Genomic DNA, 25,153 nt, shown 5'->3' on the forward strand with positions numbered 1-25,153 from the left:
CCCACCAGGGCTGACGATTTCTTCTGCGCAAAGCGTTGACTAGAAAGCGCTTGCCCCCTACGTTCCGTTCAGCAGTGTGACTGACTCGATGCACGACACCCCCACATGGCCACACCGCCCGCTCATGGCGTTCTGCATGGCGTACATCATTCACCTACATGATCGTGTCGCTCCTCCTGAAGGGACGCACCCGCATGCGAACTCTCCCCCCACGTACACGCCCGCAAAGAACGGCACTGGCCACGGCCGCCGCAGCCGTCCTGGCCACCGCGGCCGTCATCGCCCTGCCGCAGCCGGCCGGGGCGGCCGAGACCGCGCCTGTCGGGTTCGGCGCCGGGACGACCGGCGGCGGCAACGCCTCGGCCGTCACCGTCTCGACACTGGACGCCTTCAAGGCGGCGGTCACCGGCAACTCGGCCAAGGTCGTCCGGGTCAACGGCCTCATCTCACTGAGCGGTCAGGTGGACGTCGGCTCCAACACCACGGTGCTGGGCGTCGGTTCGTCGTCCGGCTTCACAGGCGGCGGGCTGCGCCTGAAGGAGGTCACCAACGTCGTCATCCGGAACCTGAACATCAGCAAGCCGGTGGCGCCGGCCGACGGCGTCACGGTCCAGGAGTCGACGAGGGTGTGGATCGACCACAACTCCTTCTCGGCCGACCGCGACCACGACAAGGACCACTACGACGGCCTGCTGGACATCAATCACGGCTCGGACAACGTCACGGTGTCCTGGAACACCTTCAAGGACCACTTCAAGGGCTCACTCGTCGGTCACAGCGACAACAACGCGAGCGAGGACACCGGGCATCTGAAGGTGACGTACCACCACAACCGGTTCAGCAACGTCTACTCGCGCATCCCCAGCCTGCGCTTCGGCACCGGGCACTTCTACAACAACTACGTGGCCGGCGCGGACACCGCCTGCCACTCGCGCATGGGCGCCCAACTGCTCGTGGAGAACAACGTCTTCCACGACACCAAGATCGCCGTCACCACGAATCGCAGCAGCGACGTGGACGGCTACGCCAACCTGCGCGGCAACGATCTCGGCGGGGCCGCGACCGAGATCTCCCGGATCGGCACCTTCACCACGCCGCCCTACGGATACACCGCGGAGTCCGCGTCCACCGTCGTCGCCTCGGTGACGTCCGGCGCGGGCGCCGGGAAGCTCTGACCACCCAGGCCAGGAAGATCCGGCACGTCCAATCCGACACCCCCACAACTGGAAGAAGGCATACGGGACATGACTTCACCAGCAAAGCCCCGCGCCCGTCGGCGGGCACTGACCGGCGGCCTGACCGCCCTCGGCCTCTCATCTGTCATGATCACGACAGTCGGTGCGCCGCCGGCGAGCGCCGCCACCTGGCCGACGCCCAGCAGCAGCCAGCCGGTGAGCTCCACCATCTCCGTGTCCGGCGTCCGCGACGGCGGCATGGTCCGCTACTACGGCAGCGGCGACCTGGCCGGTGACGGTCAGGAGGAGGGCCAGGACCCGATCTTCAAGCTCGCGGCCGGCGCGACGCTGAAGAACGTCATCATCGGCGCGCCCGGCGCCGACGGCATCCACTGCGAGGGCAACTGCACCCTGCAGAACGTGTGGTGGGAGGACGTCGGCGAGGACGCGGCCACCTTCCGGGGCGGCTCCACCTACACCGTGACCGGCGGTGGCGCCAAGAAGGCCGCCGACAAGGTCTTCCAGCACAACGGGTCCGGCACGCTGAACATCTCCAACTTCGCCGTCAGCGACTTCAAGACGCTGTACCGCTCGTGCGGCGACTGCTCCACGCAGTACACGCGCAAGGTCAATCTCAGCAACATCGAGGTGACCGGCACGGGGTCCACCGCGCGTCTGGTCGGCATCAACGTCAACCGCAACGACGTGGCGACGCTGCGCGGCATCACGATCCTCAACGACTCCGGTCGCAAGGTCGTCCCGTGCCAGAAGTACAACAACAACACGGCCGTGGGTACGGGGCCGGACAGCACGAACTGCCTGTACTCCAGCTCGGACATCACCTACCGGTAGCACCCGCTCGCAGGTGGTCACCCCACGGTGAAGGCGGCCGTCCGAAGCGTCCCCGCACGGCGTTTCGGGCGGCCGTCGCGTCGTGTGCGGTCAGTCGCGGGCACGCGCGCGTACCCCGTCGGAGGCATCGTGTCCGTCACGCGCGTGCGCTGTCGGAGCCGTCGTTCCCGTCACGCGCGCACCTCCTCCGCGAGCTCCCGTCGGTAGTCCGCGTACGCGGCGCGCAGCCGGTCGCCCGGCCAGTCGGCGGGGAGCAGTTCAGGGGGCAGTACCGGGTCGGCGAGCAGGTGCCGCACGACGGCCGCGAAGGCGGTGAAACGGTCGGACGGCCGTCGCGCGTGGGCGACCTCGGTGAGCAGGGCTCGTCCGGTGCCGGCCCAGGCGTCCAGCGGCCACAGGCTCGCGGCGAACTCGGGTGCGGGGCGGTCGGGGCGGGCCGTGTAGCTCTGGGCCACCTGGACGAGGTCGCCCGGCAGGGGCCGGACCAGATTGGCCGGGCGCAGCCAGACGCCCTCGCGGAGCTCGGCGAGCCGGAGCCGGGTGAGCTCGGTGCGCAGTTCCGCGCGTTCGGCGGGGCCACGGCCCGTGGCGGTGACAACGACCATCTCCCAGTCGCCGTCCCAGGGCAGCGTCTCGGGGTGCACGGCGTCGTCCTGCCACCGCTGGCGTTCCAGGAGCCGGTCGCTGAGCCGGTAGACCGTGTCGGCGCGCCGCAGGTCGCCGGCCGCGACCATCCGGCTGAGCGCAGCCCGCAGCGTGGACCCCGCGATTCCGAACGGCTCCACGCTGCGCACCAGCTCCTTCACCGGCAGCTCGGGCGGGTGCAGACCCAGCAGCAGGCTCAGGACGACCGACCGGGCGGACAGCGGGCGCAGGCCCACCTCGTCGGTCGGCGGTGACGGGTTGTTCGGCATGGCCAGGTACCTTACGTGCCGACTCGGTGTATTACAGGATTGCTACAGCCGCAGCCATGGTGCAACATTGGCGGCATGGTCTCGATACTCGCGCAGGAGCAGTCCGGAGTCGCGCCGGAGCAGTCCGGGCAGTACGGCACCCACGACGTCACCAATCAGCCCCCTCCCCTGGCGCCCTACGACGCCTCCGAGGACACGGCCCTGATCGAGGGGCTGCGCCGCGAGGGGGCCGCCTGGGCCGAGGAGGACATCCGGCGGCTGGGCGTGCGGGCCGGGAGCGCCGAGGCGCAGGAGTGGGGTGAGCAGGCCAACCGCCACGAGCCCGTGCTGCGGACGCACGACCGGTACGGCCATCGTGTCGACGAGGTCGAGTTCCATCCGAGCTGGCACCACCTGATGCGGGTCGCGGTCGGCGAGGGGCTGGCGGCCGCTCCCTGGGCGGACGAGCGGCCCGGAGCGCATGTCGCGCGGACCGCGGGCGGACTGGTGTGGGGGCACACGGAGGCGGGGCACGGCTGCCCGACGTCCATGACGTACGCCGCCGTCCCCGTGCTGCGCCGGCAGCCGGAGCTCGCGAAGGTCTACGAACCATTGCTGACCAGCCGGGAGTACGACCCGGAGCTGCGCGTGCCCACCGAGAAGCCGGGTCTGCTCGCGGGCATGGGGATGACCGAGAAGCAGGGCGGCTCCGACGTCCGCACGAACACCACCACGGCGTCACCGACGGCCGAGCCCGGGGTGTACACGCTGCGCGGGCACAAGTGGTTCACCTCGGCGCCCATGTGCGACGTCTTCCTGGTCCTGGCGCAGGCGCCCGGCGGGCTGTCCTGCTTTCTCGTGCCGCGAGTCCTGCCCGACGGCAGCCGCAACACGTTCCGCATCCAGCGCCTGAAGGACAAGCTGGGCAACCGTTCCAACGCCTCCTCAGAGCCCGAGTTCGACGGGACCGTCGCCTGGCTGGTGGGGCCCGAGGGGCGGGGCGTCAAGACGATCATCGAGATGGTCAACTGCACCCGGCTGGACTGCGTGATGTCGTCGGCGGTGCTGATGCGCAAGACGCTCGTCGAGGCGGGGCACCATGTGCGCCACCGCAGCGCGTTCGGGGCGCGGCTGGTCGATCAGCCGCTGATGCGCAACGTCCTGGCCGACCTGGCGCTGGAGTCCGAGGCCGCCACGACGCTCACGCTACGGCTGGCCGGCGCGGCCGACCGGGTGGTGCGCGGGGACGACGCGGACGGGGCCGAGGCGGCGTTCCGCCGGATCGCCACCGCCGTCGGCAAGTACTGGGTCACCAAGCGGGGTCCGGCCTTCACGGCGGAGGCCCTCGAGTGCCTCGGCGGCAACGGCTACGTCGAGGAGTCGGGCATGCCCCGCCACTACCGCGAGGCTCCGCTCCTGTCGATCTGGGAGGGCTCGGGGAACGTCAACGCCCTCGACGTGCTGCGGGCGTTGAGCCGGGAGCCGGGCACTGCCGAGGCGCTCTTCGCCGAACTTGCCCTGGCGCAGGGGGCGGACGCGCGTCTGGACGCGTCGGTGGCCCGCCTGAAGTCGCTGCTCGCCGCGGGCTCCGAGGCCTCCGCCCGCCGCCTGGTCGAGCTGATGGCCCTCACCCTCCAGGCCTCCCTCCTGATCCGCCACGCCCCCACACCGATCGCCGACGCCTTCTGCGCCACCCGACTGGGCGGCGACTGGGGTCACGCCTTCGGCACGCTGCCGGACGCGGCGGACGTGGACGGGATTCTGGGACGGGCGCTGCCGGGTGTTGAGGGATGACGGCTGAGGACTGAGGACTGAGCGCTGAGGTGAGGCCCGGGGTCGTGCGGTGGCACCGCAGTGGCTGAGGGGACTGAAGCGGCGCGAGGCTGACTGCTTCGCGGCGTCCCCGAGTCGGCAAGGAGAAAGGCGTCACCGAGGCGGCAAGGACAGAGCGGTACTGACTAGCTGGGGCGCCCCCCGGCTGCGTGCGAACCAACCCGCGTGGGGCGGGCCGCCATCGATGGCTCCCCGCGCCGGGAGTCCGATCGATGGCGGCGCGCCGCCCGCGGGATGTGGGCCGGCGGATCAGCCATGAGCACGGTCCGGCATGCCCCGCGGGGCGGAACCGACCGGTGCCCCGCACGGCCTCGATCGCAGCTGGGACCGCGCTGCTTCCTGGCCGAGGTGGGGGCAGCTGCGGGCCGCCTCCAGCGCCCGCCGAGGCAGCCACGGGCCGGGCTCCCCTACGGCCGTCACCCCGTCGTCCGACCACCCCACAGCGGCCCGAAGCGTGCCCACTCGTAGCCCCAGTGGTCGATGCGGTGGCTCTCCAGGCGGCTGCGGAGGGCTCGGCCGGCGACGAAGGGGACGGACGCGGCGCAGAGGCCCGCGAGGCCGCCGACCAGGGTGGCTCGGGTGCGGGCCTCGGAGGGGGAGGCGGGCCGGGTCACCAGGCGGCCCTGCGGGTCCGTCCAAACGGTGACCGGCGTGCCGACGCCGCTGCCGGGGCGGACGCGGGCCTGGCCGGTGTGCGGGGAACCGTCACGCGTGCTCCAGCGGACCTTCGCCCATACGTACTGGCTGCTCGACGTGCCGGAGCGCGCGTCGAACGTGCCCGGTGCCTGTTCGGTGAGCAGGGCCACGACGGGCCGCCACTCGACGCGCTCCCGGGCCATTCCGTGCTCCACCGTGCGGGCCGTCGCCAGGCCGGCGAGCACTCCGCACAGGACGGTCAGTACCCAGGCGGCGAGGAGCACCCAGGCCTCCACCGTGTCGGCCCGGCGTTTGAGCGGATTGCGCCGCCAGCGCCACAGCCACACCTTCGGACCACGGAACGCCATCGAAGGCTTCCTCCTCATGAGCGCACGAACGTGCCTGCCGGACCGGCCGCCATCCCATACGGGAGACGGGAGGCGGATGCTCACTGCACGTACCGGGATCGACCGTGGCACGGGTCACGCGGCCCTCTCGGGCGTCTTCGCGAAAGTGCCCGCGGCTCCCGCCGGAGGGCTATCATCGCCGCGCTGACCTGCGACGTAAGCCTTTCCAGAGGTGACTGTCAGTGCCGGGGTGCAGACTGGCCGGTACCTGAGACAAAGACGTCGCGGAGGTGGTCGGCATGACCGAGGCAATGCTCGCCGTGGGCACGCGCAAGGGCCTGTTCATCGGGCGGAGGCGAGGCGGCACCTGGGAGTTCGACGAGAGTCCCTACTTCAACGCCCAGGCCGTGTACTCGGTCGCCATCGACACTCGCGGCGAGCGTCCGCGACTTCTGGCGGGCGGCGACAGCGCCCACTGGGGCCCGTCGGTCTTCCACTCCGACGACCTGGGCCGCACGTGGACCGAACCGGCTCAGCCGGCCGTCAAGTTCCCCAAGGACACGGACGCTTCCCTGGAGCGCGTGTGGCAGCTGCACCCGGCGGCCGCGGAGCCCGACGTGGTGTACGCGGGGACGGAACCGGCGGCGCTGTACCGCTCGGAGGACCGCGGCGAGACCTTCGAGCTGGTCCGCCCGCTGTGGGAGCACCCGACCCGGTCGAAGTGGGTGCCGGGCGGCGGCGGCGAGGGCCTGCACACCGTCATCACCGACAAGCGCGACCCGCAGGCCGTGACGGTCGCCGTCTCGACGGCCGGCGTGTTCAAGACGGCCGACGGCGGTGCGAGCTGGTCGCCGTCCAACTCCGGTGTCGCCGCCGTGTTCCTGCCGGATCCGAACCCTGAGTTCGGCCAGTGCGTCCACAAGATCGCGCAGGACGCGGCGACGCCGGACCGCCTGTATCTGCAGAACCACTGGGGCGTGTACCGCAGCGACGACGCGGGTGCGAACTGGACGGACATCGGCGAGGGCCTGCCGTCCACGTTCGGCTTCGCCGTGGCCGCGCACCCCCACCGCGGCGAGACGGCGTTCGTGTTCCCGATCACCGCCGACTCGGACCGCGTCCCTGCCGACCACCGCTGTCGCGTCTTCCGTACGGCGGACGCGGGCAAGACCTGGGAGCCGCTGTCGGCGGGACTGCCGCAGGACGACCACTACGGCACGGTGCTGCGCGACGCGATGTGCACGGACGACGCGGACCCGGCGGGCGTGTACTTCGGCAATCGCAACGGCGAGGTGTTCGCGTCGGCCGACGACGGCGACAGCTGGCAGCAGTTGGCGTCGCATCTGCCGGACGTGCTGTGCGTCAGGGCCGCGGTGGTCGGATGAGCCGTCGGGGCTCAGGGGCCGGCCTTGGCCACTGGTTGATCACCGCCGCCGGTACGGCAGTAAGGTGACGCCCGTGGCACCACGACCCTTGCATGAAATCGTCGAAGCGGGCTGGGCGAAGGCCCTGGAACCCGTTGCCGAACGGATCGCCGGGATGGGCGACTTCCTGCGCGCGGAGATCGCCGCGGGGCGCACCTATCTACCGGCCGGGCCGAACGTCCTGAGGGCCTTCCAGCAGCCCTTCGACGACGTACGGGTCCTGATCGTCGGACAGGACCCGTATCCGACACCCGGACATGCCGTGGGGCTGTCGTTCTCGGTGGCGCCCGACGTACGTCCGCTGCCCGGCAGCCTCATCAACATCTACCGGGAGCTCAACACCGACCTGGGGCTGCCGCAGCCGTCCAACGGCGATCTGACGCCATGGACCGAGCAGGGCGTGCTGCTGCTCAACAGGGCTCTCACCACCGCCCCGCGCAAACCGGCCGCCCACCGCGGCAAGGGCTGGGAGGAGGTCACCGAGCAGGCCATCCGCGCGCTCGCCGGACGCGGCAAGCCGCTGGTCTCCATCCTCTGGGGCCGAGACGCCCGCAACCTCCGTCCCCTTCTCGGCAGACTCCCGTCGGTGGAGTCCGCGCACCCCTCCCCCATGTCCGCCGACCGCGGCTTCTTCGGCTCCCGCCCGTTCAGCCGGGCCAACGACCTACTGATCGGACAGGGAGGACAGCCGGTGGACTGGCGCCTGCCGTGACCGCCCCCTCCGGATTCCTCGCCGTCGACTCAGGAGGGTCCGGTTTGCGAGTCGTCGTCGGCACCGTCGGCCGTGGGGCGAGGGCCCGGCGGGAATCCCGCGAACCGGTTCGCACCGGTGATCGGGGCATCGACCCCGGGCACTTCATGGAGCAACTCGTGCCCATGGTGCGGGCGCTGGCGGCCGAGGCCGGAGTGGGCCGGCTGGACGCGGCCGCCGTCGGGGCCGCCGGGATGGCCAGCCTGGGTGATGCGCTGCGCGCCGAACTGCCGGGCGCGCTGCGGCGGGAGTTCGGCATCGGGCGGGTCGCGCTCGCCGCGGATGCCGTCACCGCCTATGTCGGCGCCCTCGGGCCGAGGCCCGGTGCCGTGGTCGCCGCCGGTACGGGACTCATCGCGATCGGCACCGACCTGGCGAGTTGGCGCCGCGCGGACGGCTGGGGGCATCTGCTCGGCGACTGCGGCAGCGGCGCCTGGATCGGACGGGCCGGGCTCGAGGCGGCGCTGCGCGCGCACGACGGGCGGCCCGGCGGGTCGGCCGGACTGCTGGCCCGCGCCGAGGAATTGTTCGGCCCGGTGCGGGGGCTGCCCGGGAAGCTGTATCCACGGCCGGACCGCCCTGCCGTCCTGGCCTCCTTCGCTCCGCACGTGGCCGCGTGCGCCGACGGCGATCCGGTGGCCGCCGACGTCCTGCGGGCCGCCGCACGGCACATGGCCGACTCCGCGACCGCCGTCTGCCCCACGGCCGGGGAGCCTCAAGTCGCGCTCACCGGCGGCCTGTTCAAGATGGGTGATCCTCTCGTCGTACCCCTGGAAGAGGAGTTGGCCAAGCGCGTGCCGCACGCACGGAGGGTGCCGGCAGCGGGGGATCCGCTCGACGGGTCGGTGCGCATCGCGACCGATCTCGCGACGGACTCGCTCACTCTGCCGAGTGACGAGGCGATGCTCTGCGTGGTGAACGACAAGCGGGACTGATCCACCTAGGCCGCCCGGTTCCACTCTGCACGTAACTCAATCAGACAAAAGCGGACGGATACCGCTCACCTGCACCCTCCCCGAACAGGGGAGCCCAAGAAGCCAGTAACATGCGTCGCCATGAGCTCCCCCACTGGGCCCGCGTCCGGCCTGCCAGTACGAATGCCGCGACCTCGTCAGCCCGGGCGGCACCGCCGACCCGAGCCCTTGGCGGCTCCCGAGGGCGCGCCCGCGCTCGTCCTCGCGGTGCCGGGCACGCCTAGCGCCGCGACCCGCGGTCTCGCCGAGGAGGTTGTGAGCATCGCCCGCTCCGAGCTCCCCGGCCTCGACGCCCGGATCGGGTACGTCGACGGCGACGACGTGGAGTTCCCCACTCTCCAGTCGGTGCTCGTGCACGCCGCCGAGGAGCGCGCCGCCCGTTATGAGCAGGCGATCGCCGCAGGGGTGGAGGCCAAGGAGCCTGAGGGCCCCGTCGCCGTCGTCGTGCCGCTGCTCGCCGGCCCGGACAGCGCACTGCTGCGCGTCATCCGCCAGGCTGTGATGGACAGCCGCGTCGCGGCCGACCTGACCGATGTGCTGGGCCCGCACCCGCTGCTCGCCGAGGCACTGCACGTGCGCCTGTCCGAGGCCGGTCTGGCCCGCGCCGACCGTGCCCGCCTGTTCACCGTGGCCACGGCCGCGGACGGCATCATCCTGGCCTCCGTCGGCGGCGAGGAGGCCGTGCAGGCGGCCGGGATCACCGGCATGCTGCTCGCCGCGCGCCTGGCCGTGCCGGTGATGGCGGCGGCCCTGGACCAGGAGGGCTCGATCTCGGCGGTCGCCGAGCAGCTGCGTTCCTCGGGCTCCCAGCAGCTGGCGCTGGCACCGTACCTGATAGGGCCGGAGATCGACCCGAGCGTGGTCGCGGAGGCCGCTCACGAGGCGGGCTGCTCCGCCGCCGAGGCGCTCGGCCCGTACCCGGCGATCGGCAAGCTCGCCCTGTCGAAGTACACGACGGCGCTGGGCATCGCCCCGCAGCAGGCGCAGGGCACGCCGGTCCGCTGACGCCGCCCATGTGCACGTGACCGCACGTCTGACGTGCGCGTCCCGGTCGTAACGCCGAAGGGCCCGCTCCACGTCCGGAGCGGGCCCTTCGGCGTGCGGTCACGCCCTGCCGACGTCGGGGCCGATGATCACGCAGGACGCCGCGGGCACCTCGATCGAGCCTTCGTAGCGCGGAAGCCCGGTGTCGGGGTCCAGGGCGAACCAGGCGACGTCACCGGAGCGCTCGTTCGCCACGTACAGGAACCCGTCCGCCTCGGTGAGCGCGCGCGGCCAGTGGCCGGCGCAGATCACCGTTCCGACGAGCCGCAGTTCCTCGCCCTCGACGGCGAACGTCGACAGCACGTCCTCGCCGCGGGTCGCGGTCCACACGAAGCGGCCGTCGGGCGAGGCGACGATGCCGGAGGGATAGGCGTCGCCGGCCGGGCCGCCCGGCAGGACCGGCGTCTCCGTCAGCGGCTTGAGCGTGCCGTCGTCGGCGTCCCAGTGGCAGACGGTGACGGTGGGGGTGAGTTCGTTGACGACGTACGCGTACGGGCCGTGCGGGTGGAAGGCCAGGTGGCGAGGGCCCGAGCCCGGCCGCAGGGCGATCTCCCGGTGCATGTCGAGTGTGCCGCCGGCCAGCGTGCACACCCGCACCGAGTCGGTGCCGAGGTCCACGCTGACGGCCCAGCGTCCGCTCGGGTCGGGCTGCACATGATGGGCGTGCGGGCCCTGCTGGCGCGGCGTGTGCGGGCCCGATCCGGTGTGCTGGAGGACTGCGGACGGGGCGCCCGCGAGGGTGCCGTCGGCACGGACGGGCACGGCGGTGACGCTGCCCGAGCCGTAGTTGGCGGTCAGGACGTGGCCGGCGAAGAGGCTGAGGTGGGTCGGTCCGCCGGCGCCCACCGGGACCGGTGATCCGATGAGCTCCGGCTTGTCCCCGGTCACGCGGTACGCGGCCACAGCGCCCTCGGCCGTCTCGCTGACCGCGTAGAGCGTTTCGCCGCCCGGCGACAGGGCCAGGTACGCGGGGTCGGGCACGTCGTCCACGCCTCCCAGGACGGTGAGCGCTCCGCTGCCCGCGGCCACGTACGCCGTCACGATCCCGGGGCCGCCGGCCGCCGTGAACGACCCGATGTAGGCCCGCCGTGCCCGCCTGCCACCATCTGCCACCGCAGTCCCCTTCCGGTCGGGTGCCGTCCGGGCTGACGGTAGCAGCGGATCATCATCGGTCTAGACCAAGAGCCGTTCAAAACGTCGGCGCGTACGGTCGACCCTCGCCCCCGGCCCGGGCTCTGGCCTCGGGGTGATGCGTGCGGGCGCGATACCGCTGCCCCGACTCCCAGGTCCGGTGGCAGACGGGCGTGGCGTTGCTTGAGGGGCCCCGCGGGCGCACCCCAGGAGGCTCACCCGCGGGCCGCTCCCGCACGGCTCGCGGGTTCCTTGCGTCCGATGGCGCCGGGTACCCGGAGGATCCCGTGATCCACCCTCCGGATGGCCGACAAACCGACTTGGCGCTCCGGCGGCCGTCCGGGGGCGGCCTGGGGGCGAGGGTCCGGACCCGGGGAGGGTCTCCCGCACGCCGGCGTTCTCACGCTCCGACGAGTCGTGACCCGGACGGTGTGCGCAGGGGCTGGGACAGTTCGGACAGGGCTCGTTCCAGGCCGTGCAGATGGGTCAGTGCGGGATCCGACTCCGTCGGGTGCGTGTGGGGGGCGTCGACGTCCGCACCGCCGGTCAGCGCCTCGACCGCGGCTTCGACGCGCCAGCACGCCGCGGCCAGGCGGGCGTCGTGCGAGGCCTCGGGGTCGGCGGCGACGGCGGCCAGGCCGCGGATCTCCCGGGCGCAGTCGTCCAGCAGGGCCAGTACGTGGCGTGCGCGCCGCTTGCGGGCCGACATCGGGTTCAGCGGATGCACCAGCGGTGCGAGGGCAAGGCGCACCCGGCCGAGCAGCTGCTCCAGCTCGGCGAGCCGCAAGGCCGGGTCGGCGGTGTCGTCCCCGCCCAGGCGGGCGGCGGCCTCGGCGGTGGCGGCGTGGACGCAGCGCAGGGCGCGCTGGATCCAGGCGTCGTTGACGGCATGCGTGGTCACGGGCAGCACGAACAGCACGGCCAGCACGGCGCCCAGCGCCCCGACGCCGGTCTCGGCGAGCCGCAGCGCCAGCAGGGCGGGATCGAGGACGCCCAGCAGGCCGTAGAGGAGCTCGGCGAGCACCGTGACGCAGAGCATCATCCACGTATAGGAGACGGCGGCCGTGTAGAAGATGCCGAAGACGCAGACGGCGAGGAGCGCGGCCGTCGGGATCGTCTCGCCGTGCAGCGGGACGGCGACGAGAAGGCCGAGGGCGATGCCGATCACCGTGCCGAGGACCCGGCGGAAGCCGCGGACCAGGGTCTCGCCGCGCGAGGTGGTGTTGACGAAGATCCACCACGTGGCGCCGACGGCCCAGTACCAGCGGTGCCCGGACACCAGCTGGCCCACGACGAGCGCGAAGCCCGCGCCTGCGGTGGCCTGGATCGCCTGCCGTGTGGTCACGCGGGCCAGCCCGGTGCCGCCCGGTGGTGCCGGTACCGGCGCCGGGGGCAGACGGCGTTCGTAGCACCACAGCCCGAAGCGCACCGCGGACGCGGTCAGCAGGGACAGCAGTACGGCGGCGTAGAGCTCGGGCAGCCGGCCCGGGGTGGCCTGCAGGAACTGCGCCACGAAGAAGGTCATGAACGCGAACACCCCGAGGCTGTGCCCGCGCGGCCCCCAGCGGCGCGCGTACACGCCCGCGCCGACGATGGCGAGGAAGGTGAGGTCGCGGACGACCGGTTGGTCGTGCAGTTCGGCCGCCGCCGCGAGGACGGGCAGGCCGACCAGCGGCAGCAGGGCGGTGGTGACCGCCTGTCCGCGGACCGTGGCGTCGGTGACGGTGAACAGCGCGAGCAGCGCGGCGAGCCCGCCGGTGACGGCACCGACGAGGGAGTGTCCGGCCAGTCCGCAGACGACGACCGCGAGCCCGATGCCGAGCACGGCCCGCGCGGCGAAGCGCAGCCGCGCCCGCCCCGGGTCCGGCGCCACGAACACCCTCTTCAGCACTACGTTCCGCCCCTTTGCTCCGGCATGAAAAAGGCGCCGCGGGATCCGCAGCGCCATCGACAGGCTCATTGCAGCATCCAGGAGCATCCTGGCTCAAGCGGCATCTAGAATGCTGAGCCATTGGCACAGACATAGCGGTCCCCGTGCGTCCATCGGCGAGCCAACGGCCCATTACGGCCTATGACGGCCCATGGCAGTCCGTGGCGGACGCGGCTGCGACACGGGGCGAAGGAGGCCGGACGGCATGGCCGTGGACGAGCTCGACACCCGCATCCTGCGGCTGCTGCTGGAGCAGCCCCGCACCAGCGTGCGCGAGTACGCCCGCATCCTCGGCGTCGCGCGGGGCACGCTGCAGGCACGCCTCGACCGGCTGGAGCGGGAGGGCGTGATCACCGGCACGGGGCCGGCCCTCTCGGCCGCCGCGCTCGGGCATCCGGTGCTGGCGTTCGTGCACATCGAGGTCACCCAGGGCCACCTGGACGACGTGGGCGACGAGCTCGCCGCCGTGCCGGAGATCGTCGAGGCGTTCTCGATCACGGGTGGGGGCGATCTGCTGACCCGGGTGGTGGCCCGCGACAACGCCCACCTGGAGGACGTGATCCAGAAGCTGATCAGCCTGCCCGGTGTGGTCCGCACCCGCTCCGAGGTGGCCCTGCGCGAGCGGGTCCCGCACCGGCTGCTGCCATTGGTGGAGTCGATCGGGCGGGCAGCGGCCCGCAGATGACCTTTGACATCCTGGGGCCATGAGCGGTCTCGGCAGCACTTCGGTCATCTTCGATCTCGACGGAACACTCGTGGACAGCGAGCCCAACTACTACGAGGCGGGACGCCAGGTCCTCGCCGAGCACGGGGTTCCCGACTTCACATGGTCGGATCACGAGCGGTACGTCGGCATCAGCACGCTGGAGACGGTCACGCGCTGGAAGCGGGAATACGGCCTGCGGGCGTCCGTGGACGAACTGCTCGCCGCCAAGAACCGCCGCTACCTGGATCTGGCCCGCACCTCCACGCGCGCCTACCCCGAGATGCGCAAGTTCGTGGAGCTCCTGTCGACCGAGGGCATCCCCCTGGCCGTTGCCTCGGGTTCGTCCCTGAAGGCCATCACGGCGATCCTGTCCGGCACGGGCCTGGACGCCCATCTGCACACCGTCGTCTCCGCCGACGAGGTCGACCACGGCAAGCCCGCCCCCGACGTCTTCCTCGAAGCGGCCCGCCGGCTCGGCGCCGCACCGGCCGACTGCGTGGTCGTCGAGGACGCCGCCCCGGGCGCCGCCGCCGCTCACGCGGCCGGCATGCGCTGCATCGCCATCCCGTACGTGGCCACCCAGGCGGACTCCCCGGAGTTCGCGACAGCAGGTCTGCTGCTGCGGGGCGGACAGGAGGAGTTCACAACGCGTACGGCGTACGACTGGCTGCGCCGGACGAGGTAGGGCCCTGCCGGCCGACGAGCCGAACGGCCGGAAGTGCGAACGGAATTGGAACGCCCCGGACCCGTTGACCCTCGCCCGCCTCCTACCTATCGTCTGGTCGACTATTCGTACGCTGTTCGTAATCCCGAACGCCGAACGCTCGTCCCCCTCGTGGAGGAGTACACATGGCCCCGCCCCTCTCCAGACGATCCCTTCTCCAGGCCGCCGCCCTCGCCGCGGCGGTTCCCGCGATCAGCCACTCGGCAACCGGCCGGGCCTCGGCCGCCTCGGCCGCCTGGGCCGCCCCGGCCGCCGTTCAGGAGGCGCAGTCCGTGGCCGTCACGCCTTCCACCTGGACCGTCCAGCCCTTCGCCCTCGACGACGTGGCACTCAGGCCCGGACTCTTCGCCGACAAGAGGCAGTTGATGCTGGACCACGCCCGCGGCTACGACGTGAACCGGCTGCTGCAGGTCTTCCGCGCCAATGCCGGCCTCTCCACCGGCGGCGCGGTGGCGCCCGGGGGCTGGGAGGGGCTCGACGGCGAGGCGAACGGCAACCTGCGCGGGCACTACACCGGGCACTTCCTGACCATGCTGTCGCAGGCTTATGCCGGCACCGGCGAGCAGGTGTTCGTCGAGAAGATCCGCACCATGGTCGGGGCACTGACCGACGTGCGCGCGGCGCTGCGCAAGGACCCCGTGGTGCTGAGCGCGAGCGGGAAGTTCGGCACCGCCACCGAGCACGTCCGCGGCTCCCACCAGTACGTCGATCTGCCCGCCGCCGCCCTCGGGGGCGCCTCCGCGATCACCCTGTCCGCCTGGGTGAAGCCCACCCACGACGCAAACTGGACGCGGGTCTTCGACTTCGGGAACGACACCACCCGTTACCTGTACCTGGCCGCCCGCAACGCCGCAGGTCTGCCGCGGTTCGCCATCACGACCAACGGGCCGGGCGGCGAACAGGGCCTCGACGGCACCGCCGCGCTGCCGCTCAATCAGTGGAGCCACCTCGCGGTCACGATCGCGGGCGGCACCGGGACGCTGTACGTGAACGGCACCGCCGTGGCCCGCAACACGGCGATGTCCCTCACCCCGGCCGCCCTCGGCTCCCTCACCAACAACTGGCTCGGCCGCTCCAACTTCGCCACGGACCCCGTTTTCGCCGGTGCCTACGACGAGTTCAACGTCTGGTCGCGCGCCCTCACCGCCGCCGAGATCACGCAGTTGCAGAGCAGCCGGGCCGCCGACGCCTCCGCCGGACGCGGCAACCTGGCCTCGTACGCCTTCGACGAGACCTCCGGCGGGACGTTCGCCGACGCCTCCGGCCGTGGCCTCACCGCCACCCTGCGCCGCACCTGGGGCGGGCCCAGCCACCCCGGTTTCCTGGCGGCGTACCCGGAGACGCAGTTCATCGACCTGGAGTCGCGGACCAGCAGCGACTACACCAAGGTGTGGGCGCCGTACTACACCGCGCACAAGATCCTCAGAGGTGTGCTGGACGCGTACCTCACCACGGACGACGCCCGGGCCCTCGATCTCGCGTCCGGCATGTGCGACTGGATGTACTCCCGGCTGTCCAAGCTGCCCGAGGCCGCGCTGCAGCGTATGTGGGGGCTGTTCTCCAGCGGCGAGTTCGGCGGCATCGTGGAGGCGATCTGCGATCTGCACGCGATCACCGGCAAGGCCGAACACCTCGCGCTGGCCCAGTTGTTCGACCTCGACCGGCTCATCGACAATTGCGCCGCGAACACCGACATCCTCGACGGGCTGCACGCCAACCAGCACATACCGATCTTCACCGGGTACCTGCGACTGTACGACGCCACCGGCGAGGCCCGCTATCTCGACGCCGCCCGCAACTTCTGGGGCATGGTCGTCCCCCACCGCATGTACGGAATCGGCGGCACCAGTACCGCGGAGTTCTGGAAGGCGCGCGACGTGATCGCGGGCACGATCAGCGACACGACCGCCGAGACGTGCTGTGCGTACAACATGCTGAAGCTGAGCCGGACGCTGTTCTTCCACGAGCAGCAGCCGAAGTACATGGACTACTACGAGCGGGCGCTCTACAACCAGGTCCTCGGCTCCAAGCAGGACAAGGCAGACGCCGAGAAGCCGCTGGTCACGTACTTCATCGGGCTGACGCCGGGTCATGTGCGGGACTACACGCCCAAGCAGGGCACGACCTGCTGCGAGGGCACCGGCATGGAGAGCGCCACCAAATACCAGGACTCGGTGTACTTCAAGGCCGCCGACGGCAGCGCGCTGTACGTCAACCTCTACAGCCCGTCCCAACTGACATGGACGGAAAAGGGTGTGACGCTCACTCAGGCGACCACGTTCCCGCGCGAGCAGGGCTCCACCCTCACCATCGGCGGCGCCGCCGCCTTCGCACTACGGCTGAGGGTGCCGTCGTGGGCGACCGCGGGCTTCCGGGTGACGGTCAACGGCAGTGCGGTGAGCGGCACTCCGACGCCGGGGAGTTACTTCACCGTGTCGCGGACGTGGCGCAGCGGAGACACCGTGCGGATCTCCATGCCCTTCCGGCTGAGGGCGGAGAAGGCGATCGACGACCCTGCGCTGCAGACGCTGTTCTACGGCCCCGTCAACCTCGTCGGCCGCAGTTCCTCAACGAGCCACCTGCAGCTGGGCCTGTACCGCAACGCCGGCCTGTCGGGCGACCTGCTGCCGTCGCTCACTCCCGTGTCCGGCAAGCCACTCCACCACACCCTCGCCGGAACCGAGTTCGCCCCCTTCTTCGAGGGCACCGAAGACCCGACCCACGCCTACTTCCGGCGCTCGGAACCCCGGTTGATCTTCGGCAACTCCGACTCCGGCGTCGCCAACCCCGCGAAGTCCGACGGCACCACGCTGCTGGACGAGATCTGGGCCGGGGCTCCCTTCGCCAACAAGGGTGCGCTGGTCTCGCGCGTGCGGTCCACCGTGAGCGCCTGGGTCACCGACGGTCTGCTGAGTCAGACCAACGGGCAGACGGTCGTCCGTACGGCGGAGCAGGGGACGTACGCTCCCTGACCCGGTGACCTGGTCCCCGCGCCGAGCGCTCGACTCCAGGCGCGGGGATGCTGGAGCCATGACGATCGACGTGTCGGCGGAGCGGGTGATCCCCTTTCCCCCCGAGCAGGTTGCCGCCTATGCCATGGACTGGCGCCACGACCGCGACTGGACCCAGGGCATCCGCAGGGCGGAGCTGACCCGCGAAGCCGACGAGGGCGGCTTCGGGGTCGGCGCCGAGGTCAAGCGGACGGCGCACTTCCTGGGTCGGCACATCGGCTACGTGCTGCGCGTGGCGTCGTACGACTTCCCGCGGCTGCTCGACATGGTGGCAGTGGCCGGCCCGGTGCCGATGCAGATCACCTACGCCTTCGACCCGCACGCGGACGGCACCCTCGCGCGCATCCGCGTCCGGGGCGGCCCCGGCGGTGTCTACCGGCCGGCGGCCCCGATCATGGCCCGCCATGTCCGCCACAACATCGGCAAGGACCTGCGCGACCTGGAACGCAGGCTCACGGAACGCACCGGGTAGCGCGCCAGCCGGGCTCTTCGGCCGTCCGCTACGACCTGCGGCGAGGCTTGCCGCGTCGGGGGCTCTTGGCGCCCTTCGCGCCCTTGGCTCCGCCGGAGCCCGAACCGGAGCGGGCGCTCCGCCCCCCGGCTCCGGACTGCCGCCGAGAGGCGCCGGCGGCCTCGGGGCGCTTGCGCTTCGGCTGTTCCGTCGCGGCCGGGGACTGTGACGTCGTACGGCCCCGGGTGCTGTTGACCGTGCGGCCGCGGACGACGCCGATGAAGTCCTCGACCAGATCGGTGGTCGCGTCCTCCGGCCAGGACAGCGCGACGCTCGACTGGGGGGCGTCGACCAGCGGCCGGTAGGTGAGGTCCTTGCGGTGGTGGAGCCGGGCCAGCGACTGGGGCACGACGAGCAGGCCGACGCCCGCCGCGACCAGCTCGACGGCGTCCGCGGTGGTGGCGGGGCGCTCGAAGGCGGGCTGACCCGGCGGCCGCTCCCAGTCGAGGACGTCGTCGAGGGGGTGGAAGACGACCTCGTCGGCCAGGTCCTCGGCGGTCACCTCGTCGACCGCCGAGACGACGTGGTCCTTGGGGACGACGACGACCGTGGTCTCGGTGTAGAGGGGGATCGCGCTGAGGACCGTACGGTCGACCGGCAGCCGTACGAAACCGGCGTCGGCGCCACCGTCCCGGAGCACGTCCGGGGCCTCGGCGGCGGTCACCGAGTGGAGGGTGAGGGGTACGTCGGGGAAGCGCTCGTTCCAGGTCCGCACCCACTTGGCGGGGGTCACGCCCGGGACGTAGGCGAGCCGGAACGACGGGGGTACTTCCGAGCCTGTCACCAGGCCAGGCTACCGGCCGTGGTCGGCGGCGGTTCACCCAGTCGATACCCTTGAGACCATGACGTCGCACCAAAGCACCCAGACCATGAAGCCCGCGACCGCGGCCAAGAAGCTGGGTGTGTACCTCGAAGCCACCCCCGCCGAGTTCCGGGAGGGCGTGGTCACCCGCGCGGAGCTGAACCAGCTCCAGGCGGAACCGCCCGCGTGGCTGCAGGAGCTGCGGGCGAACGGGCCGCACCCCCGTCCCGTCGTCGCGCAGAAGCTGGGCGTGTCCATCGCGGGGCTGGCCCGCGGCGGCGTCGCGGAGGCCCTCACCACCGAGCAGATCGAGGCCCTGAAGCAGGAGCAGCCCGAGTGGCTGGTCAAGGAGCGCGCGACCCAGGCCGAGGTCCGCAAGGAGGCGGCCCGCCTGAAGCAGCGGGACGCGGAGCGGGCGGCGGAGCAGTCCTGACCTCTCCGGTGCTGGTGCCTCCCTGCCGCTGCCACCCCGCCATCGCCATCGCCGTCGCCGTCGCCGGGTGAGGCGAGCCGCCCCTGCGCACGCGTGCAGCCCGCCTCCTGCCGGCCAGGATCAGTCCACTGCCGGCCGTTCCGGTAGTGCTTCCAGGAACGTGGCTGATGGGACGAAGAAAAGGGTTCCGGTGACCGCTTCCGAGTAATCGAGGATCGGGTCGGGGCCGGATTCCGGACCGCCGAGGTACATCTTCCGCAGCATGGTCTCCGGTATCTCGGGAGTACGCGCGTAGGCGACGAAGTACGTGCCGAACTCTCCGTGCCCCGGCCTGCCGAACGGCATCGCGCCCCGCAGTATCTCCAGCTCCGCCCCCTCCGGGCCGGTGATCGTGTTCACGTCCTTGTGGGAGCCGGGCATGTCGAGTTCGATGTTGGTCAGCTTGGAGCGGCCTATCACCTTCTCCTGGGCCTCGACCGCGAGGGCTTCCCAGGCGTCGATGTCGTGCACGTACTTCTGGATCATCGCGTAGCTTCCGCCGCGGAACGCGGGGTCCTCGTCACCGACGATCGCCGCGTCGGCCGCCGCCTGGCCGACGGGGTTCTCGGTGCCGTCGACGAAGCCGAGGAGGTTGCGCGAGTCGAAGTAGGCGAAGGCCTGGACCTCGTCCTGGACGGTGACCGCGCCGCGCAGCCGCTTCATGATCTCGGCGGCCAGGGCGAAGCACACATCGGTGCGGGCGGCCCGGATGTGGAAGAGCAGGTCACCGGGGGTCGACACGGCGCGGTGCCGCGTCCCCTCCAACTCCCTGAAGGGATGCAGCTCCTGCGGACGCGGATCCCCGAACAGCCGGTCCCACGCCACGGATCCCACTCCGGTGGCGCAGCACAGGCCGCTGTCGGGACTCGGGAACCCGACGGCGCGTATGAGCCCCGCGAGACCGGTGAGCAGATCGTGCACGGCGGGTTCGCCACCCGGCTCGATCGTCACCACCAGGAAGACGGCGACGGGCGCCGGCGGACTGAGCACCGGTTGTGGCTGTGCATCGATCGACCGCATCGACGACGACGGCATATTTCCCCTCTCTGACCCTCAAACCCCGCCAACTAACGATGCCCGGCCGAACCGGGAACGATACCCGCCAAATTTCCGCACTCCCGGCGCGTAGGAGGGGTGTGGATGCCCGCCTCGGAGACGAAAACCCGAGTGCGCCCGCTCGCCCTGCTCTGGGACGATCCCGGGATGGTCCACCGTCTCGAACCCCTGGTCATCCGGCACGTCCACCGTCTCCCCTCCCCCGTGGGTCCCGCCGGGCAAGGCGCCGTCGCGGCACGGCAGTTCGACGCGGCGCTCATGTCCGTGGGCTTCAAGCTGTCGGCGGAGCTGCTGGCGCGGCTGTCGGGGCTGTCCGAGGGCACGGTCGTCGACACGGCCGTGCGGACACTGGGCACGGTGCGCGAGATGGTCGGCGACCATGTGCGGCACAACGTGTACTTCGTCGACTTCCCGGCCAACGTGCCGGACACGTACGACTTCTGGATGCGCTGCGTCGCCGAGGCGCTGGCCGACGACGCCGCGCGCCCGAGCGTTCTGGAGCAGCTGAGCGACGGGCTCGTCAACCTCCTCACCCTGCCGTCGTACGGCCGTTACCAGCACACCTACACGGAGATGCTCGGCCACCACGAGGAACTGATCGCCGCGGCGGGCGACCGTATGACGGTGCTGCACCTCGGCGGCGACACGGACGCCGAAGTCGCGTCCCTGTACCTGGCGTTGGCGGGCAGCAGCACGCCGCTGGGCGAGGAGGACCTGCGCGATCTGCGGGTCCTCGCCGGGCACTGTGTGGACGCGCCGCAGCCCGAGACGATCCCCGTGCGGGAGAACCGTGCCGTCGTGAACGAGGCCCGGTTGAAGGCCGGTGCGGAACTGCTGCTGGACACGGTCACCGATGTGCTGCGGCTGGCCTGCGCCCTGTCGGGCGGCGACGTGTCGCTGCAGGCGCCGACCCGGTTCCGGGCGCTGTCCCGTCCGGTGCGCCGCGCCTTGCTCGCGGGCCTGGACACGGTCGTCGCCGCCTCCCCGGCCAAGCTGGCCGACGTGCATGCGCACCGCGAGGCGTGGAAGCGGCTCGGCGAGCGGCTGCACCCGCACGAGTACCCGCGGTGGCCGCACGCCGCCGACGTGTTCGCGGTCGCCCGGCGCGATAAGGAGGCCCGTTCCTTCGACAGCCGGGTCGAGGAGCTGCTCGGCATGAACGACATCACGGGCGCGGCGAAGCTGCTGAAGTCCGCGCCGGGCAAGCTGTTCCGCTCCCTGGACCGGCTGCTGCGGCTGGCCCTCGACCAGGACGAGCGCCTCGCGGTGGCGTCCGCCGCCGAGGAGGTCGTGGGCGAGGTGTCCGGCCGGGTGGTGCTGTCGGTGCGTGAGCACCTCGCCAACCGCGCGCAGGACACCGGTGAGCGCCGGGTGTTCGTGAACCGGCTGGGCCGCGCCTGGGTCACCGAGGACGACCGTCCGCCCGTGTTGCCGCCCGAGCGTGAGCGCCTGATCGCCGTACTGGACGCCGAGATACGGCGCCGGCTGCCGGCTCCGGGCCACCTGCTGATCGACCCGGACGTGCTGGATGTGGCGCTGCCGCTCAGCGGCCGGGCGAGCGCGGCCGGGCTCGGCGTGCTGCCCCGTGGCTCACTGTCTCCGGTGGACGGCGAGCTGCTGCGGTTCTTCGTGTACTGGAAGGAGGCCGAGCGGCGCACCGACTACGACCTGTCGGCGTTGATGCTGGACGCCGAATTCGCGACGGTCTGCTGGCTGGCGTACACCAACCTCAAGGACCTGGAGGGCGAGCACTCCGGTGACATCACCGAAGCACCCGAAGGGGCCTCGGAGTTCATCAATCTGCGGCTGGGTGCCGTGCGCGGCGACTTCATCGTGCCGCAGGTGAACATCTTCGCCGGCGAGGGCTTCGAGGAGGTCGAGGAGTCGTTCTTCGGGTTCATGCTGCGTGAGGGCGAGCAGCAGGGCCGCCCGTTCGAGCCGCGTACCGTGCGCATGAAGTCGGAGCTGCGCGGGCCGGGCCGGGTCGCGCTGCCGCTGGCGTTCCTGCGGGGGCCGGACGGGCGGTGGCGTGCCAAGTGGCTGCACCTGTACCTGAAGGGGACGCCGGTCGCCAACCGGGTCGAGGAGAACCGGGTGTCGGTCGCGACGCTGCTGCGGGGCATCGTGCAGCGCGAGCAGCTGACGGTGCGCTACCTGACCGACCTGATGGACGCCACGACCACGACCCTGTGGGACGGCGCGAAGGTCCCCGACGGTCCGGTCACCTACATCGGTCTCCAGCGCCCCGACGGGCTGCACCCGGACTCTCGGATCCTGACCCCCGAAAATCTGCGCGACCTGATCCCCGCGTGACTGTTAGAGTCGGCCGTGGCGAGGCCATGAAGGGACTTCCTTCTCAACTCCTTCTTGAACTAGTCCTTTCGCTTTCCTCGCCACTCAACTCTTCCAGCCGGCTCAGCTCGTCCGGCCGTCAGCTGTCGTAGTCCACGGTCAGTGTCTCGGAGACCGGGTACGACTGGCAGGTCAGGACGTAGCCGGCGTCCACCTCGGCCGTCTCCAGGGCGAAGTTGCGGCGCATGTCCGCCTTGCCGTCGGTGACCAGCGCACGGCAGGTGCCGCAGACGCCGCCCTTGCAGGCGAACGGCAGGTCGGGACGGGTCCGTTGGGCGCCGTCGAGGATGGACCGCTCCCTCGGCAGGGCGGCGGTGGTCGACCGGCCGTCGAGGGTGATCGTGACCTGGCTGACGGGCCCCTGCGGACCGCTCTCCTCGTGGACCGCCTCCCGGACGGGCTCGTCGTCGGCGTAGAACAGTTCCTGATGCACCCGCTCGGTCGGAACGCCGAGGCCCGCCAGGACCCCCTGCGCATCCCGGACCATGCCGTGCGGTCCGCACAGCCACCAGTGATCGGCGCTTTGCACGTCGACCAGCGCGTCGATGAGCGTCGAGAGACGTTCGGCGTCGATACGTCCCGACAGCACCTCGGCCTCGCGCGGCTCCCGGGACAGCACATGGGCAAGCTGGAACCGGGCCGGGTAGAGGTCCTTCAGGTCCGCGAGCTCGTCGGCGAACATCACCGTGTCGGTACGGCGGTTGCCGTAGAGGAGGGTGACCGTCGAGCGGTCGTCGGCGGCCAGGACGGATTCCGCGATGGACATCATGGGCGTGATGCCGGAGCCCGCCGCGATCAGCACGTGATGGCCGTGCGTGGTGAGGTCGGGGGTGAAGGCGCCGGTGGGGGCCATCACCTCGACGGTGTCGCCGGGGCGTACGTCGTTGACGAGCCAGGACGAGAACAGGCCGCCGGGCACGACCCGGACGCCGATGCGCGGAATCGATCCGACCGGCGAGCAGATCGAGTACGACCGCCGCTCGTCCCGCCCCTCGATCGCACGCCGCAGGGTCAGTGACTGCCCGGGCGCGAACGCGAACTCCTCGGCGAACTCCGCCGGGATGTCGAACCCGACGGCGACGGCGTCCGCACACAGGGGCGTCACGGCGGCGACGCGCAGGGCGTGGAAGGCCGGACGGCGGCGGGGGCGCGGGCGTACCGACGCAGCCGTCGGTTCTTCCCTCAGGCCTTCCATTCAGATCTCCTTGACGTACTCGAACGGCTCGCGGCAGGCGCGGCAGCGCCACAGCGCCTTGCAGGACGTGGCGGCGAAGCGGGAGGTCTCCTCGGTGTTCGCCGAGCCGCAGCGCGGGCAGGTCACCGCGTGCCGGGTGGGTGACAGCACGAGCGCGACCGGACCTGCGCCACGCGGGGCGGGGCCGGGCGGCGCGATGCCGTGTTCGGTGAGCTTGCGGCGGCCGGACGGGGTGATCCAGTCGCTGGTCCAGGGCGGGTCGAGCACCGTGCGGATCTCCACGCGCTCGTACCCCGCCTCACGCAGGCGCGCCGCGACGTCCGCCCGCATCTCCGCCATCGCCGGGCACCCCGAGTAGGTCGGGGTCAGGCTGGCGACCACCGTGCCGTCCTCGGTCAGCTCTACGTCCCGCAGGACGCCCAGGTCGGCCAGGGTGAGCATGGGCAGCTCGGGGTCCGGCACCCGGTCGGCGATGCGCCGGGCGCGCCGGGCGTCGAGCACGGCGGTCACCATGTCGCCTCCGGGTGGGCACGGGCGACGCCCTGCAACTCGGCGAGCAGCGGGGCGAGGTGCTCGGTGTGCTCGCCGTCGCGGCCGGATCCGGGCAGCGGCCGGTACACCGGCATGGGCAGTCCGGCGGCCTGGGTGACCTGGCGCAGGACGGTCACGACCTCGTCGCGGACGTCGTACGCCGTGAACAACTCGCCGAGGTAGGGGGCCGCTTGCTCCTGGGCGCGGCGCATCCGGCGGTGCGACTCCTCCGTACCGTCCCCCAGGCGCACCGCCCACTCCGCCGCGTACTGCCGGTGGTAGGCCAGCTCCTTGACGCCCTTGGTGGCGATCGCCGCCAGGACGGGGTCCGGGTGCGACGCCAGCCGCTCGAAGTGAGCGAGGCGCCAGCTGGAGAACACCAGCAGCCGGACGATCGAGAACGCGAAGTCGCCGTTGGGCAGTTCGGCCAGGCGTACGTTGCGAAAGTCGCCGGCGTCGCGGAAGTAGGCGTAGGCGTCCTCGTCGCGGCCGGTGCCGTCGGCCTGGCCGGCGCGGGAGTAGAGCAGGCGGGCCTGGCCGAGGAGGTCGAGGCCGATGTTGGCCAGCGCCACCTCCTCCTCCAGCTCGGGGGCGCGGGTGACCCATTCGCCCAGGCGCTGTGCCGCGACCAGGGCGTCGTCGGCCAACGCGACGCAGACGGCGGCGAGTTCACCGGCGTCGATGCCCTCGGGCACGGTGGTGTCCACGCCGTGCAGCGGGTCCTCGAAGCCGGTGCCGTAGGCCCAGCGGGTGTCGTCGTCGTGTCCCTCGGCGAGGGTCATGTAGACGTGGTCGTCGCTCAT

The 25,153-nt window shown here is 71.7% G+C and carries 22 protein-coding genes; 13 read left to right on the forward strand and 9 right to left on the reverse strand.

Annotated elements, in window-relative coordinates; translation table 11 throughout:
* Window positions 1-194 precede the first annotated feature (194 nt).
* Window positions 195-1,175 (forward strand): polysaccharide lyase family 1 protein, encoded by a 981-nt coding sequence (locus AB5J55_RS04790; protein ID WP_369269447.1) that lies wholly within the window; start codon window positions 195-197, stop codon window positions 1,173-1,175.
* A gap of 69 nt (window positions 1,176-1,244) precedes the next feature.
* The gene (locus AB5J55_RS04795; protein ID WP_369269448.1) at window positions 1,245-2,027 is read left to right on the forward strand and encodes a pectate lyase; all 783 of its coding nucleotides are present in this window, start codon (window positions 1,245-1,247) and stop codon (window positions 2,025-2,027) included.
* A 170-nt stretch (window positions 2,028-2,197) separates the two neighbouring features.
* Here the strand turns inward: AB5J55_RS04795 and AB5J55_RS04800 are convergent, their stop codons facing one another.
* Window positions 2,198-2,941: a PaaX family transcriptional regulator C-terminal domain-containing protein gene (locus AB5J55_RS04800; protein WP_369269449.1), complete on the reverse strand. Its 744-nt coding sequence runs from the start codon at window positions 2,939-2,941 to the stop codon at window positions 2,198-2,200.
* A 75-nt stretch (window positions 2,942-3,016) separates the two neighbouring features.
* Between AB5J55_RS04800 and AB5J55_RS04805 the strand changes: the two genes are divergently transcribed.
* Window positions 3,017-4,714 (forward strand): DNA alkylation response protein, encoded by a 1,698-nt coding sequence (locus AB5J55_RS04805; RefSeq protein WP_369269450.1) that lies wholly within the window; start codon window positions 3,017-3,019, stop codon window positions 4,712-4,714.
* A 455-nt stretch (window positions 4,715-5,169) separates the two neighbouring features.
* On the opposite strand, the gene AB5J55_RS04810 is transcribed toward AB5J55_RS04805, so the two are convergent.
* Complete coding sequence (locus AB5J55_RS04810; protein ID WP_369269451.1) at window positions 5,170-5,757, reverse strand: hypothetical protein; 588 nt, start codon at window positions 5,755-5,757, stop codon at window positions 5,170-5,172.
* Window positions 5,758-6,035: 278 nt separating this feature from the next.
* On the opposite strand from AB5J55_RS04810, the gene AB5J55_RS04815 reads away from it, so the two are divergent.
* From AB5J55_RS04815 to AB5J55_RS04830, 4 genes are all read left to right on the forward strand, one after another.
* A complete protein-coding gene (locus AB5J55_RS04815) occupies window positions 6,036-7,121 on the forward strand; it encodes a WD40/YVTN/BNR-like repeat-containing protein (RefSeq protein ID WP_369269452.1) in 1,086 nt (361 codons plus the stop codon).
* Window positions 7,122-7,194: 73 nt separating this feature from the next.
* Complete coding sequence (locus tag AB5J55_RS04820; RefSeq protein ID WP_369269453.1) at window positions 7,195-7,872, forward strand: uracil-DNA glycosylase; 678 nt, start codon at window positions 7,195-7,197, stop codon at window positions 7,870-7,872.
* Entirely contained in the window at window positions 7,869-8,846 is a 978-nt protein-coding gene (locus AB5J55_RS04825) for an N-acetylglucosamine kinase (RefSeq protein ID WP_369269454.1), read from the forward strand. The genes AB5J55_RS04820 and AB5J55_RS04825 overlap by 4 nt, the downstream gene beginning before the upstream one ends.
* A gap of 120 nt (window positions 8,847-8,966) precedes the next feature.
* Window positions 8,967-9,890 carry a sirohydrochlorin chelatase gene (locus AB5J55_RS04830; RefSeq protein WP_369269455.1) on the forward strand — a complete coding sequence of 308 codons (924 nt, stop codon included), beginning with the start codon at window positions 8,967-8,969 and terminating at the stop codon, window positions 9,888-9,890.
* Window positions 9,891-9,989: 99 nt separating this feature from the next.
* Here the strand turns inward: AB5J55_RS04830 and AB5J55_RS04835 are convergent, their stop codons facing one another.
* On the reverse strand, window positions 9,990-11,042 hold the full coding sequence (locus AB5J55_RS04835; RefSeq protein ID WP_369269456.1) for a lactonase family protein: 1,053 nt from the start codon (window positions 11,040-11,042) through the stop codon (window positions 9,990-9,992).
* A 418-nt stretch (window positions 11,043-11,460) separates the two neighbouring features.
* Complete coding sequence (locus AB5J55_RS04840; RefSeq protein ID WP_369269457.1) at window positions 11,461-12,951, reverse strand: FUSC family protein; 1,491 nt, start codon at window positions 12,949-12,951, stop codon at window positions 11,461-11,463.
* A gap of 244 nt (window positions 12,952-13,195) precedes the next feature.
* On the opposite strand from AB5J55_RS04840, the gene AB5J55_RS04845 reads away from it, so the two are divergent.
* The 4 genes from AB5J55_RS04845 (at window position 13,196) to AB5J55_RS04860 (ending at window position 17,903) form a co-directional block, all read left to right on the forward strand.
* A complete protein-coding gene (locus AB5J55_RS04845) occupies window positions 13,196-13,675 on the forward strand; it encodes an Lrp/AsnC family transcriptional regulator (RefSeq protein ID WP_369269458.1) in 480 nt (159 codons plus the stop codon).
* A gap of 19 nt (window positions 13,676-13,694) precedes the next feature.
* Entirely contained in the window at window positions 13,695-14,381 is a 687-nt protein-coding gene (locus AB5J55_RS04850; RefSeq protein WP_369269459.1) for an HAD family hydrolase, read from the forward strand.
* A 164-nt stretch (window positions 14,382-14,545) separates the two neighbouring features.
* Window positions 14,546-17,392 carry a beta-L-arabinofuranosidase domain-containing protein gene (locus AB5J55_RS04855; RefSeq protein WP_369269460.1) on the forward strand — a complete coding sequence of 949 codons (2,847 nt, stop codon included), beginning with the start codon at window positions 14,546-14,548 and terminating at the stop codon, window positions 17,390-17,392.
* A gap of 58 nt (window positions 17,393-17,450) precedes the next feature.
* Complete coding sequence (locus AB5J55_RS04860) at window positions 17,451-17,903, forward strand: SRPBCC family protein (RefSeq protein ID WP_369269461.1); 453 nt, start codon at window positions 17,451-17,453, stop codon at window positions 17,901-17,903.
* A gap of 28 nt (window positions 17,904-17,931) precedes the next feature.
* On the opposite strand, the gene AB5J55_RS04865 is transcribed toward AB5J55_RS04860, so the two are convergent.
* Entirely contained in the window at window positions 17,932-18,726 is a 795-nt protein-coding gene (locus tag AB5J55_RS04865) for a LysR substrate-binding domain-containing protein (RefSeq protein WP_369269462.1), read from the reverse strand.
* Between the two features lie 58 nt (window positions 18,727-18,784).
* On the opposite strand from AB5J55_RS04865, the gene AB5J55_RS04870 reads away from it, so the two are divergent.
* On the forward strand, window positions 18,785-19,177 hold the full coding sequence (locus tag AB5J55_RS04870; protein ID WP_369269463.1) for a DUF5997 family protein: 393 nt from the start codon (window positions 18,785-18,787) through the stop codon (window positions 19,175-19,177).
* Window positions 19,178-19,297: 120 nt separating this feature from the next.
* On the opposite strand, the gene AB5J55_RS04875 is transcribed toward AB5J55_RS04870, so the two are convergent.
* Window positions 19,298-20,251: a Dyp-type peroxidase gene (locus AB5J55_RS04875; protein ID WP_369269464.1), complete on the reverse strand. Its 954-nt coding sequence runs from the start codon at window positions 20,249-20,251 to the stop codon at window positions 19,298-19,300.
* A gap of 168 nt (window positions 20,252-20,419) precedes the next feature.
* Here AB5J55_RS04875 and AB5J55_RS04880 point away from each other — a divergent pair, with 168 nt between their 5' ends.
* Entirely contained in the window at window positions 20,420-22,585 is a 2,166-nt protein-coding gene (locus AB5J55_RS04880) for a TerD family protein (RefSeq protein ID WP_369276094.1), read from the forward strand.
* A 118-nt stretch (window positions 22,586-22,703) separates the two neighbouring features.
* Here the strand turns inward: AB5J55_RS04880 and paaE are convergent, their stop codons facing one another.
* Genes paaE through paaC form a run of 3 tightly spaced genes read right to left on the reverse strand, consistent with a single transcriptional unit; the run spans window position 22,704 to window position 25,153 of the window.
* Window positions 22,704-23,819, reverse strand: a complete 1,116-nt coding sequence (gene paaE, locus AB5J55_RS04885) for a 1,2-phenylacetyl-CoA epoxidase subunit PaaE (RefSeq protein ID WP_369269465.1) — start codon at window positions 23,817-23,819, stop codon at window positions 22,704-22,706.
* A complete protein-coding gene (gene paaD, locus AB5J55_RS04890; RefSeq protein WP_369269466.1) occupies window positions 23,820-24,332 on the reverse strand; it encodes a 1,2-phenylacetyl-CoA epoxidase subunit PaaD in 513 nt (170 codons plus the stop codon).
* On the reverse strand, window positions 24,326-25,153 hold the full coding sequence (paaC, locus tag AB5J55_RS04895; protein WP_369269467.1) for a 1,2-phenylacetyl-CoA epoxidase subunit PaaC: 828 nt from the start codon (window positions 25,151-25,153) through the stop codon (window positions 24,326-24,328). The genes paaD and paaC overlap by 7 nt, the downstream gene beginning before the upstream one ends.

It is taken from the genome of Streptomyces sp. R11 (assembly GCF_041051905.1).
Taxonomy (GTDB): domain Bacteria; phylum Actinomycetota; class Actinomycetes; order Streptomycetales; family Streptomycetaceae; genus Streptomyces.

Excerpts from the sequence above, each read along its gene's own strand:
- paaD (WP_369269466.1), bottom strand. The coding sequence starts at position 24,332 with ATGGTGACCGCCGTGCTCGACGCCCGGCGCGCCCGGCGCATCGCCGAC.
- AB5J55_RS04795 (WP_369269448.1), top strand. The coding sequence starts at position 1,245 with ATGACTTCACCAGCAAAGCCCCGCGCCCGTCGGCGGGCACTGACCGGC.
- AB5J55_RS04805 (WP_369269450.1), top strand. The coding sequence starts at position 3,017 with ATGGTCTCGATACTCGCGCAGGAGCAGTCCGGAGTCGCGCCGGAGCAG.
- AB5J55_RS04870 (WP_369269463.1), top strand. The coding sequence starts at position 18,785 with ATGACGTCGCACCAAAGCACCCAGACCATGAAGCCCGCGACCGCGGCC.
- AB5J55_RS04790 (WP_369269447.1), top strand. The coding sequence starts at position 195 with ATGCGAACTCTCCCCCCACGTACACGCCCGCAAAGAACGGCACTGGCC.
- paaE (WP_369269465.1), bottom strand. The coding sequence starts at position 23,819 with ATGGAAGGCCTGAGGGAAGAACCGACGGCTGCGTCGGTACGCCCGCGC.
- AB5J55_RS04880 (WP_369276094.1), top strand. The coding sequence starts at position 20,420 with ATGGTCCACCGTCTCGAACCCCTGGTCATCCGGCACGTCCACCGTCTC.
- AB5J55_RS04850 (WP_369269459.1), top strand. The coding sequence starts at position 13,695 with ATGAGCGGTCTCGGCAGCACTTCGGTCATCTTCGATCTCGACGGAACA.
- AB5J55_RS04875 (WP_369269464.1), bottom strand. The coding sequence starts at position 20,251 with ATGCCGTCGTCGTCGATGCGGTCGATCGATGCACAGCCACAACCGGTG.
- AB5J55_RS04800 (WP_369269449.1), bottom strand. The coding sequence starts at position 2,941 with ATGCCGAACAACCCGTCACCGCCGACCGACGAGGTGGGCCTGCGCCCG.
- AB5J55_RS04830 (WP_369269455.1), top strand. The coding sequence starts at position 8,967 with ATGAGCTCCCCCACTGGGCCCGCGTCCGGCCTGCCAGTACGAATGCCG.
- AB5J55_RS04810 (WP_369269451.1), bottom strand. The coding sequence starts at position 5,757 with ATGGCGTTCCGTGGTCCGAAGGTGTGGCTGTGGCGCTGGCGGCGCAAT.
- AB5J55_RS04845 (WP_369269458.1), top strand. The coding sequence starts at position 13,196 with ATGGCCGTGGACGAGCTCGACACCCGCATCCTGCGGCTGCTGCTGGAG.
- paaC (WP_369269467.1), bottom strand. The coding sequence starts at position 25,153 with ATGAGCGACGACCACGTCTACATGACCCTCGCCGAGGGACACGACGAC.
- AB5J55_RS04815 (WP_369269452.1), top strand. The coding sequence starts at position 6,036 with ATGACCGAGGCAATGCTCGCCGTGGGCACGCGCAAGGGCCTGTTCATC.
- AB5J55_RS04860 (WP_369269461.1), top strand. The coding sequence starts at position 17,451 with ATGACGATCGACGTGTCGGCGGAGCGGGTGATCCCCTTTCCCCCCGAG.
- AB5J55_RS04855 (WP_369269460.1), top strand. The coding sequence starts at position 14,546 with ATGGCCCCGCCCCTCTCCAGACGATCCCTTCTCCAGGCCGCCGCCCTC.